This is a genomic window from Winogradskya humida (assembly GCF_016862215.1).
Classification (GTDB): Bacteria; Actinomycetota; Actinomycetes; order Mycobacteriales; family Micromonosporaceae; genus Actinoplanes; species Actinoplanes humidus.
The window spans coordinates 59,245-70,545 of sequence record NZ_BOMN01000131.1; the positions used below are offsets into that span (position 1 = coordinate 59,245).

Annotated in this window: 3 protein-coding genes and 1 pseudogene (1 of these 4 only partly in view); 3 read left to right on the plus strand and 1 reads right to left on the minus strand. The window is 71.5% G+C overall.

Features of this window, described 5'->3' with window-relative positions; all coding sequences use genetic code 11:
* Window positions 1-8,904, plus strand: a pseudogene (locus Ahu01nite_RS51075) (SDR family NAD(P)-dependent oxidoreductase) (its annotated part extends 18,375 nt beyond the left edge of the window); the annotation flags it as partial.
* A gap of 331 nt (window positions 8,905-9,235) precedes the next feature.
* Here the strand turns inward: Ahu01nite_RS51075 and Ahu01nite_RS45195 are convergent.
* Window positions 9,236-9,988, minus strand: coding sequence for a thioesterase II family protein (locus tag Ahu01nite_RS45195; RefSeq protein WP_203842931.1), 753 nt, complete (start codon window positions 9,986-9,988; stop codon window positions 9,236-9,238).
* Between the two features lie 267 nt (window positions 9,989-10,255).
* Between Ahu01nite_RS45195 and Ahu01nite_RS45200 the strand changes: the two genes are divergently transcribed.
* Window positions 10,256-10,570 (plus strand): hypothetical protein, encoded by a 315-nt coding sequence (locus Ahu01nite_RS45200; protein WP_203842932.1) that lies wholly within the window; start codon window positions 10,256-10,258, stop codon window positions 10,568-10,570.
* Window positions 10,571-10,655: 85 nt separating this feature from the next.
* Entirely contained in the window at window positions 10,656-11,240 is a 585-nt protein-coding gene (locus Ahu01nite_RS45205; protein WP_275411839.1) for a DUF1707 SHOCT-like domain-containing protein, read from the plus strand.
* Window positions 11,241-11,301 lie beyond the last annotated feature (61 nt).

Here is an 11,301-nt window from a genome sequence, read left to right on the forward strand (position 1 = left end):
GCCGCCCTGCACCTGCTCGGTCTCGACCAGCGCGCCGAGACCGGCCCGCTGGTCCCCTTCGCGTGGACCGACGTCGTGATCCACGCGACCGGAGCCGTCGCGGCGCGGGTGCGGCTCGCACCGGCCGGTACGGGTGACGCCTGGTCGGTGACCCTCACGGACGCGAACGCCCATACGATCGTCTCGGTCGGATCGCTGACGCTGCGCGAACTCTCCACCGGCGCCGCCACCGCGGTGAGCCGGGAAGCGCTGTTCGAGGTCGACTGGGTCCCCGCCCGCGCCGACGACGACGCGAGCACCGACGGCTGGGCCGTCCTGGGCGCCGGACCGGATCTGCCCGGCTCGGCCCGTTACCCGGGTGTGGCCGAGCTGGCGGCGGCGGTGGCGGCGGGGCTACCCGTGCCCGAGGTCGTCGTGCTGCCCTGCATTCCGGACACCTCGCTCAACGCCGCGCAGACGGCACATCTGCTGGTTTCGTCCACGTTGGAGCTTCTCCAGGAATGGCTTGCCGCCGAGGCGCTCGCCGACGCGAAGCTCGTCGTCGTGACGTCCCGGGCGGTCGGCGCCGGGCTGACGCCGGATCCGGCGTCGGCCGCAGTGCTCGGGCTCATCCGGGTCGCCACAGCGGAGAATCCCGGCCGGTTCGTTCTCGCCGACGTCGGCTCCCCGGCCAGGGATGCCGCCCGGCTGGGTGCCGGGCTCCGGCTCGGCGAGCCGGAGTTCGCCATCCGCCAGGGTGAGATCCGGGTGCCGCGGCTGACGCGGGCGACCCCCGCACTGCCGGTTCCGCACGGTACGGGCACCTGGCGCCTCGAATTCACGGAGCGCGGGACACTCGAGAACCTGACGCTGCACCCGATCGCCACGGCGCCGCTCGGTGCCGGCGAGGTCCGGGTGGCACTGCGCGCCGCCGGGGTGAACTTCCGCGATGTGCTGAACACGCTGGGCATGTATCCCGGGGATGCCGGGCTGCTGGGTCTTGAGGGCGCCGGTGTGGTGACCGAGGTCTGTTCGGAGGTTACTGGGTTCCGGCCCGGCGACCGGGTGATGGGCCTGTTCACGGGCGCGTTCACGCCGGACGCGGTGACCGACGCGCGGCTGCTGGCACCGGTGCCGCAGGGCTGGACCTGGGCCCAGGCCGCGGCGGCGCCCGTCGTCTACCTGACCGCCTGGTACGCCCTCGTGGAACTCGCCGGACTGCGGCGGGACGAGTCGATCCTCATCCACGCGGCGGCCGGTGGCGTGGGCATCGCCGCCGTGCAACTGGCTCAGCACCTGGGCGCCCGCGTGTTCGCCACGGCGAGTCCGTCGAAGTGGCCGGTGCTCGCCGACCTCGGGGTGCCGGCCGGTCAGATCGCCTCCTCGCGCACCGTCGCGTTCGAGGACGCTTTCCGGGCGGCGAACGACGGCCGTGGTGTCGACGTGGTCCTGGACTCCCTCGCCGGGGAGTTCGTGGACGCGTCGCTGCGGCTGGCGGCCGGACCCGGTGGCCGGTTCGTGGAGATGGGCAAGACCGACATCCGCGACCCGCGGCAGGTCGCCCTGGACCACGACGGACTCGGTTATCAGGCGTTCGACCTGCTCGACTGCGAACCCGGTGAGCTCGCCAGGATGTTCGCGGCGCTGACCGACCTGTTCGGGCGTGGTGTGCTGCGGCCGCTGCCGGTCTCCTGCTGGGATGTGCGGCGTGCGCCGGAGGCGTTCCGATACCTGAGCCAGGCCCGCAACGTCGGCAAGGTCGTGCTGACGCTGCCGGTCACGGCCGGCCCGGGCGGCACGGTGCTGATCACGGGTGCGTCCGGTGCGCTGGGCGGGCTCGTGGCCCGGCACCTCGCCGGGGTGGAGAATCAACTGTTGCTGAGCCGGCGGGGTCCGGCGGCTCCGGGGCAGGTCGCGCTGGCGGCCGAGCTGGCGGCGGCGGGGACTTCCGTGGACATCAGGGCCGGCGATGTGGCCGACCGCGACCAGCTGGCGGCTCTGCTGGCCGGGGTGCCGGTGCGCGGCGTGTTGCACACGGCGGGTGTTCTCGACGATGCCGTGCTGGGGGCGCAGACCTCGGAGCGGTTCGACGCGGTGCTGCGGCCCAAGGTCGACGGCGCGTGGAACCTGCATGAGCTGACCCGCGACCGTGAGCTCGAATCCTTTGTGCTGTTCTCGTCGGTGGCCGGGATCTGGGGCAACGCCGGTCAGGGGAACTACGCCGCCGCCAACACGTTCCTGGACGCGCTGGCCGCGTACCGTCAGGGTCAAGGTCTGCCCGCGACGTCGCTGGCGTGGGGTCCGTGGCAGGTCGGGGATGGCGGCATGGCCGGCACGCTGGCGGATGCGGACCACCGGCGCCTGGCCCGGCAGGGTCTTGCGCCGCTCACCGGGGACGACGGCCTCGCCCTGCTGGACGCCGCGGCCACCCTCGGCGCCGCCCTGCTGATCGCGGCTCGCCTCGACCTCACGTCGCAGGGCACCGGCACCGTGCTCCCGTTGCTGTCGAACCTCACCCGCCAACCGGCACGACGCAGGATCGCCCAGTCCGGTGCCACCGGCGACAACGCGCTCGCTGACCGGCTCGCCTCCCTCGCGGTGGCGGAACAGCGGAGCGTGCTGCTGGAGCTCGTACGCGCCCAGTGCGCCCTCGTGCTCGGCATGAACGATCCCGACGCCATCGACGCGGCCGGCTCGTTCAAGGAACTGGGCATCGACTCGCTGACGGCCCTGGAACTGCGTAACCGTTTGCAGCAGGCGACCGGTCTGCGGCTGCCCGCGACCCTCGTGTTCGACTACCCGACCCCGGCCGGCCTGAGCACCTACCTGCTCGGTGACCTCGCGGGCACCGGCCCGGTGGTTGCCGGCCCGGTCGCGGCCACGGCGATCGACGGCGACGAACTCGTCATCGTGGGGATGGGCTGCAGGTTCCCGGGCGGCGCCGAGTCGCCCGACGCGTTCTGGGACCTGCTGACCGCCGGCACGGACACCGTGTCGGGCTTCCCGGACGATCGCGGTCCGGTGTGGCAGGACGTCCTGGACGACGATCCCGACGCGACCGGGAAGACCTACTCCGCGCAGGGCGCGTTCCTGTCGAGCGCGGCGGACTTCGACGCCGAGTTCTTCGGGATCTCGCCGCGTGAGGCGCTGGCCATGGACCCGCAGCAGCGGCTCCTGCTGGAGACGTCGTGGGAGGCCCTCGAGGATGCCGGGATCGACCCGGGGTCGCTGCACGGCAGTGCCACCGGGGTGTTCGCCGGGCTGATCTATCACGACTACGGCGTCGGCGGGGTCCTGCCCGGCGAGGTCGAGGGGTACGTCAGCACCGGTTCCTCCGGCGGGGTGGCTTCCGGGCGGGTGGCGTACGCCCTCGGCCTCGAAGGCCCGGCCGTCACCGTCGACACCGCGTGCTCGTCATCGCTGGTCGCGCTGCACCTGGCCGGTCAGGCCCTGCGCTCGGGCGAGTGCTCCCTGGCGCTCGTCGGTGGCGTCACCATCATGGCGACACCCGGCACGTTCGTGGAGTTCTCCCGCCAGCGTGGCCTGGCCGTCAACGGGCGCTGCAAGGCGTACGCGGACGCGGCCGACGGCACCGGCTGGGGTGAGGGCGTCGGCGTACTCGTGGTCGAACGACTCTCCGACGCCCGCCACAACGGCCACCGGATCCTGGCCATGGTGCGGGGCACCGCGGTGAACCAGGACGGTGCCTCGAACGGGTTGACCGCTCCGAACGGGCCCTCGCAGCAGCGGGTCATCCTGGGCGCACTCGCCAACGCCGGACTTCAGACCGGTGACGTCGATGTGATCGAGGGCCACGGTACGGGCACGCGGCTCGGTGACCCGATCGAGGCCCAGGCGCTGCTCGCGACGTACGGTCAAGGTCGTGACGGCGATCGTCCCGTCCTGCTCGGGTCGGTGAAGTCCAACATCGGGCACACGCAGGCGGCCGCCGGTGTCGCCGGTGTGATCAAGATGGTGCAGGCAATGGCGCACGGCGTGGTCCCCGCGACGCTGCACGTGGACGCGCCGTCCTCCCAGGTCGACTGGCAGGCTGGCGCTGTCCGGCTGGTGACCGAGCCGACCCCGTGGCCGTCGGGTGATGGTCCGCGTCGCGCTGCGGTGTCGTCGTTCGGGTTCTCGGGCACGAACGCGCACGTCATCCTGGAACAGGCCCCCGAAGAGCCCGCACCCGTGGCCGAGGACCAGCCGCGGGCGCTCCCTGCCGTGCCGTGGCTGCTGTCGGCTCGTAGCACCGCCGGAGTGGCGGCTCAGGCGGAACGGCTCGGCGACTTCGTGTCGGCGCACCCGGCGCTGGAGCCCGTCGATGTCGGATGGTCGCTGGCCACCACCCGGGCGGCGCTGAGCCACCGCGCTGTGGCGGTGGGCGCCGGCCGCGACCCGTTGCTCGCCGCGCTTTCGGACCTGAACGTGGTGTCCGGCGTCGCCGGCACGGTGGGCAAGGTCGGGTTCGTGTTCACCGGTCAGGGCGCGCAGCGGCTGGGGATGGGTCAGCAGTTGTACGCGGCCTACCCGGTGTTCGCGTCCGCGTTCGACGCTGTGTGCGACATCTTCGGGGAGCAGTTGGGCAGTGTCATCCGTGGTGACGACGCTGAGTTGCTGAATCAGACGCAGTGGGCGCAGGCGGGTCTGTTCGCGGTAGAGGTGGCGCTGTTCCGGCTCCTGGAGTCGTGGGGTGTCAGCCCCGCAATTGTGGCGGGGCATTCGATTGGTGAGCTTGCGGCCGCGCATGTTGCTGGTGTGTGGTCCCTTGAGGACGCGTGTGCGGTGGTGGCGGCTCGTGGTCGTCTGATGCAGGCGTTGCCGGTCGGCGGGGCGATGGTCTCCATTGACGCCGACGAGGACGAGGTTCGTGCGGTTCTGGACGGCGTTGACATTGCGGCGGTGAACGGGCCGGGTGCGGTGGTCATCTCAGGGCCCGAGGATCTCGTGCTCGAAGCAGCCGGTCGTTTTGAGCGGTCGAAGCGGTTGCGGGTATCGCACGCGTTCCACTCGGCGTTGATGGAGCCGATGCTGGCCGAGTTCGCTGAGGTGACCGGTTCGGTGTCGTATGCGGCACCGACGATCCCGGCTATCTCGACGGTTACCGGTCAGGCTGTGACTGACGAGTGGTCGGATCCGGGTTACTGGGTGCGTCAGGTTCGTGAGGCTGTTCGTTTCGGTGACGCGGTCGACGGGATGCGTGCGGCGGGTGTGCGTACGTTTGTCGAGATCGGTCCGGATGGTGTGCTGACCGCTCTGGGGAGCCGGTCCAGCGCCGAGGACGAGGTCTGGGCGCCGGTGCTGCGCCGCGAGCGGGACGAGCCGCAGACGCTCGTGACGGCCCTCGCTCAGCTGTATGTACGCGGTGGCCTGGTCGACTGGCCGGCACTGTTCGCGGGTTCGGGCGCGCGCCGGATCGGGCTGCCCACCTATGCGTTCACCCACCAGCGTTACTGGCTCGCCACCGGGAACGGCCGGATCGACGCCGGCGGCCTCGGGCTCGAAGCGTCGGACCACCCGTTCCTGACCGCGACCCTCGACCTGCCGGCGGGCGCCGGGCACGTCCTGACCGGACGCCTGTCGCTCAGCACCCAGCCATGGCTCGCCGATCACGTCGTGGCCGGTCGCGTGGTGGTGCCCGGTGCGGCCCTGGTCGAGCTTGCCGTGCGGGCCGGGGACGAGGTCGGCTGCTCCCGCGTACGGGAACTGGTCATCCAGACACCGCTGCTGCTCCCCGCGCAGGGCGGTGCCCGCCTCCAGGTCACCGTCGCGGAACCGGCCGGGGACGGCAGCCGGGACATCGTCATCTACTCCCGCCCGGACGACGAACGGGGCCCGTGGACGGCACACGCCACCGGCGTCGTCACCCCCGGGAACGCTGAACTGGCGGCGGCCGGCGACACCGCATGGCCGCCCGCCGGGGCGGTGGCACAGGACCTGGACGGGTTCTACCCGGCGCTGGCCGGGACGGGGCTCGCGTACGGTCCGGCCTTCCAGGGCGTACGGGCCGCCTGGCACCGGGGTGATGAACTCTTCGCCGAGGTGGCGCTGCCCGCCGGTCTCGACGTGGCCGGTGTCGACCTGCATCCGGTCCTGCTGGACGCCGCCCTGCACCTGATGGGCACGGCGGAGCTGAACCTCGAGGGTCCCGGCCCGTTCCTGCCGTTCGCGTGGAACGACGTGGAGGTGTACTCCACCGGCGCCGCCACCGCGCGGGTCCGGCTCGCCCCGGCCGCATCCGGTGAGGGCATGGCGGTGACGCTCACCGACGAGACCGGTGAGCCCATCGCGTCGGTGGGATCGCTGATCCTGCGCGCCATTCCCGGCGGAAATGCCTCAACGGCCCAGGAATCGCTCTACGAGGTGAACTGGGTGCCCGCCCCGAGCACAGCCCCTGCCGGCCCGGCGGGCTGGGTGACCCTCGGCGCGGACCTGGACATCGACGGTCTTCTCGCATCGGCGGCCGAGGGCGCGCCGCTTCCGGAGTTCGTGATCCTGCCGTGCCGGCCCGGCCCCGGCGGGTCCGGCGACGTGGCGGCCCGGGTCCGGGACACCACGACGGCGTCGCTCGCTGTCCTGCAACGGTTCCTGGCCGAGGAAAGCCTGACGGGTACGCGGATCGTGCTGCTCACCTCGCACGCCGTGGACGCCGGCGCCACCACCATCGACGTCACCGGAGCGGGCGTCTGGGGCCTGGGCCGGGTGGCTCAGGCGGAGAACCCCGGCCGGATCGTGCTGGTGGACCTGGACACCGAGCCCGCTGACGACGAACCGCTGGGCGCCGCGCTCGCGGCCGCCCTCGTCTCGGCCGAGGCGCAGTTCGCCGTCCGGGCCGGGCAACTTCTGGTTCCCCGGCTCTCCCGGACGGCCCCCGTGCTGCGGGTCCCGGCGGGCGCGGAGTCGTGGCGGCTCGAGTTCACCGAGCGGGGAACGCTGGAGAATCTCACGCTGGCACCGGTGGAGCGCAGCCCGCTCGGCGACAACCAGGTGCGGGTCGCGCTGCGGGCCGCCGGCGTGAACTTCCGGGACGTGCTGAACACCCTGGGCATGTATCCGGGCGACGCCGGCCTGCTCGGCCTCGAAGGCGCCGGCGTGGTGACCGAGGTCGGCCCGGGCGTGAACTGGTTCCGGCCCGGGGACCGGGTCATGGGCCTGTTCACCGGCGCCTTCACCCCGGACGCGGTGGCGGACGTGCGGTTGGTGGCCCCGGTCCCGGCCGGCTGGACGTGGGCGCAGGCCGCCGCGGCCCCGGTGGTCTACCTGACCGCCTGGTACGCGCTGGTCGAACTCGCCGACCTGCAGCAGAACGAGTCGATCCTGATTCACGCCGCAGCGGGTGGGGTCGGCATCGCCGCCGTGCAACTGGCCCAGCATCTGGGGGCCGAGGTGTTCGCCACGGCCAGCCCCGGGAAGTGGCCGGTGCTGGGCGGGCTCGGCATCCCGGCGACGCGGACGGCGTCGTCGCGCAACACCGACTTCGAGGCCGCTTTCCGTACGGCAACCGGCGGTCGCGGTGTCGACGTGGTGCTGGATTCCCTGGCGGGGGAGTTCGTGGACGCGTCGCTGCGGCTCGCGGCGGGGTCCGGTCGCCGGTTCGTGGAGATGGGCAAGACCGACGTCCGCGACCCGGAGCAGGTGGCCCGCGAGTACGACGGGATCACGTACCGGTCGTTCGATCTGCTCGACTGCGAACCGGATCTGCTGGCCAGCATGTTCGCGGCGTTGTCGACGCTGTTCGCCGAGGGGGTGCTGCGGCCGATGCCGGTGGCCGCGTGGGACGTACGCCGTGCGCCGGAGGCGTTCCGGCACCTGAGTCAGGCGCGCAATGTGGGCAAGGTGGTTCTGACGTTGCCCGCTGCGGTGAGTGCGCGGGGGACGGTGCTGATCACGGGTGCGTCCGGTGCGCTGGGTGGGCTTGTCGCCCGGCATCTGGCCGGGGCGGAGTCGCAGTTGCTGGTGAGCCGGCGTGGTCCGGTGGCTCCGGGTCAGGTGGCGCTGGCCGCCGAGCTGGCGGCGGCGGGGACGACGGTGCAGGTCAGGGCCGGCGACGTGGCCGATCGCGGTGACCTGGCGGCTCTGCTGGCCGGGACGCCGTTGCGCAGCGTGGTACACACGGCCGGGGTGCTGGACGACGCGGTGCTGTCGGCGCAGACCCCCGAACGCCTCGACGCGGTGCTACGGCCGAAGGTCGACGGTGCGTGGAACCTGCACGAGCTGACCCGGACCCGCGACCTGGACTCGTTCGTCGTGTTCTCCTCGGTGGCGGGCATCTGGGGCAACGCGGGTCAGGCGAACTACGCCGCCGCCAATACGGTCCTGGACGCGCTGGCCGCGTACCGTCATGGTCAGGGCCTGCCCGCGACGTCGCTGGCGTGGGGTCCCTGGGAGCTCACCGGCGGTGGGATGGCCGGGGACCTGACCGAGGTGGACCGGCAGCGGATGGCCCGCCAGGGTCTGTCCCCGCTCACCGGGACCGATGGTCTGTCCCTGCTGGACGCTGCTACCGAGGCGGGCACGGCGCTGCTGGTGCCGGTGCACCTCAACCGCGCCACCCTGCGGGAACAGCAGGGTGCCGGGCTGCCCCCGATCATGTCCGCGCTCACCGCCGGCTCCGCACCGGGCCGTCCCACCCGGCGGCCGGCGGGTGCCGCTGCCGGCGGCGCGGACGAGGCGAACGGGCTCGCGGCCCGGCTGGCCACCCTGGAACCGGACGATCGGGAACGGGCGCTGCAGGAGGTCGTGCTGTCCCAGGCGGCCCTCGTGCTCGGGATGCCCGGCCCGGACGCCGTGGTGGGCGGCCGGTCGTTCCGGGAGCTCGGCGTCGACTCGCTGACCGCCGTCGAACTGCGGAACAGGCTCGGCGTGGCAACCGGCCTGCGGCTGCCGGCCACCGCGGTCTTCGATCACCCGACGCCGGAGGCGCTGGCGGCGTATCTCGGTACGCAGTTGATCGGCTCGCAGCCCGAGGAGACCGCAACGGTGCTGGCGGCCTTCTCCGGTCTGGAGAAGATCGAGTCCTCGCTGGCCCGGATCCTCGCCGACGACGCCGCCCGGACCAAGGTCACCGCCCGGGTGAAGAAGCTCCTGGCCGAGCTCAGCGTGGCCGAGACCAGCGAAGAGGCGGCGGTGGCGGACCGGATCCAGACCGCCGACGACGACGACATCTTCGCCTTCATCGACAACGAGCTGGGCATCTGACGGCACACGAAGAGCCCGGTGCCTCCAGGGGCACCGGGCTCTTTCCGTCGCGGCTCGATCAGGCGGTGAGGTGACCGCGCAGCACCTTCAGCACGGCGGCGTTCTGGTCGCTGAGGAAGAAGTGCCCGCCGGGGAAGACCTTCACCTCGAAGCCCGGGGCGACGGTGTGCCGGGACCACGCCTCGGCCTCGGGAATCGTGGTCTTGGGATCCTTGTCACCGGTCAGGACCGTGATGGCGGCCTGCACCGTGGCGTCCTCCGGGGCGCGGTACAGCTCCGCGGCCCGGTAGTCGGCGCGCAGGGCGGGCAGGGCGGCCCGCATCAGCTCGTCGTCGTTGAGCAGCATCGAGTTCGTGCCGTTCAGCGTCCGGACCTCCGCGAGGATGGCGTCGTCGCCGAGGCGGTGGACGGTTTCGTTGCGCAGTGCCGACGGCGCCCGGCGGCCGGAGGCGAACAGCCGTACCGGTCGCAGGCCCTTGGCCTCCAGCCGGCGGATCACCTCGAAGCCGAGCGAGGCGCCCATGCTGTGACCGAAGATGTGCAGCGGCAGCTCGCTCTGCCGGGCCAGGATCTCGGCGATCTGGTCGGCCAGCACCGCCAGGTCGTCGATCGGGGTCTCGGTACGCCGGTCCTGCCGCCCGGGGTACTGGACGGCGACGACCTCGACGCCGGGGCTCAGGGCCGCCGCCACCGGGAGGAAATAGGCCGCTGAACCGCCCGCGTGCGGCAGGCAGACGAGCCGGGCGCTCGGGGCGGTGGCCGGGCGGTAACGACGCAGCCATAGGCCGTCGGTCGTGTCTACAGTTGTCATGCCACTCCTGTGCCGTTGCTCGATCGGCGGTTATTATTGCGGCGAGGCTAACAACGGGGCGGAAAAGCTGGCAACGATCGGCCCCCGAGCGGTTCAAGTGGGCGGTTCAAGTGGGCGGTTCAAGTGGGCGGTTCAAGTGTGGGGCTTCGGCAGTTGAACGGCTTGTAGAATAGTCACTAATTGGTCGACCTTCCGACTCCCCAATGTTTGCCGGCGCATCGGTCGGCGGGCTTCATCGTGCGCACTGAAATCAAGGAGTGATGAGCAGTGGGACACATCTTCACACTGATCCTCAATCGGGAGATCACCGAGGACGAGACCGCGGCGCTGCGTGAGGCGGGTTGCCAGAGCGCTACGTTCAGCACCGACTCGCTCCCGACGAACGCCGAGGTGACGGTCGCGAAGCTGGACTTCGACGACGAGCAGTCGCCGTCGCTGGCGGAGGCCATCCAGTCCGCGATGGACGCGGTCAAGGTCGTTCCCGACCTGAGCATCCCGGGGCTCACCGTGCCCGCCGTGGCCAAGGTCGACACCACCGTGCTGGCCGGCGAGATCGTCGAGCCGGAGCCTGTCAACGCCTGACCGGTCAGTTCTTGCTCGTGTTGCGGGTCAGTAAATGTCTCTTTAGGATTCGAACATGACGGATGCGCAAATCCCCCAAGGGGATATGAGGGTATCGAATGCCGACCGCGACCAGGTTGTGAGCATTCTTCACGAGGCCGTCGCGGAGGGCCGGCTCACCCAGGCGGAGAGCGAGGAGCGCGAGACGTCCGCGCGGGCCGCGGTCACGTTCAACGACCTGGCGGCGGTCACGGCCGACCTGCCGAGCACGGTGGTCGAGCCCACGGGTCAGACACCTGACCTGATGCGTATCGACCGGCGTTTCGGCACCATCAACTTCGAGGCGCCCTGGGTCGTGCCGAAGCGTATCGAGATCAAGCTGATCCTCGGCGACGTGAAGCTCGACTTCACCCAGGCGGTGTTCAACCAGGACAGCGTGGAGCTCGACGTCGACCTCGGCATCGGCGGTGACCTGGTGCTGGTGACCGTTCCGGGGATCAAGGTGGTCGCCGACCACCTGAAGCTGCGCCAGGGCGAGCTGAAGATCAGCCCGCGCGCCGAGGACGAGGACGGGGACACCCCCGTGAAATTCACGATCAAGGTGTCCGGCCGGATCCGCTTCGGCGACATCGAGGTCCGGCCCGCACGCCGTTCGCCCAACGAATGGGTGCGTGGCAGCGGCGTCAGCTGACGCGACAGACCTGTTAAAAGCACGACCTCGCGGAATTCCCCGTCGAGGTCGTGCTTTTTGT

Excerpts from the sequence above, each read along its gene's own strand:
- Ahu01nite_RS45195 (WP_203842931.1), bottom strand. The coding sequence starts at position 9,988 with ATGACAACTGTAGACACGACCGACGGCCTATGGCTGCGTCGTTACCGC.
- Ahu01nite_RS45205 (WP_275411839.1), top strand. The coding sequence starts at position 10,656 with ATGAGGGTATCGAATGCCGACCGCGACCAGGTTGTGAGCATTCTTCAC.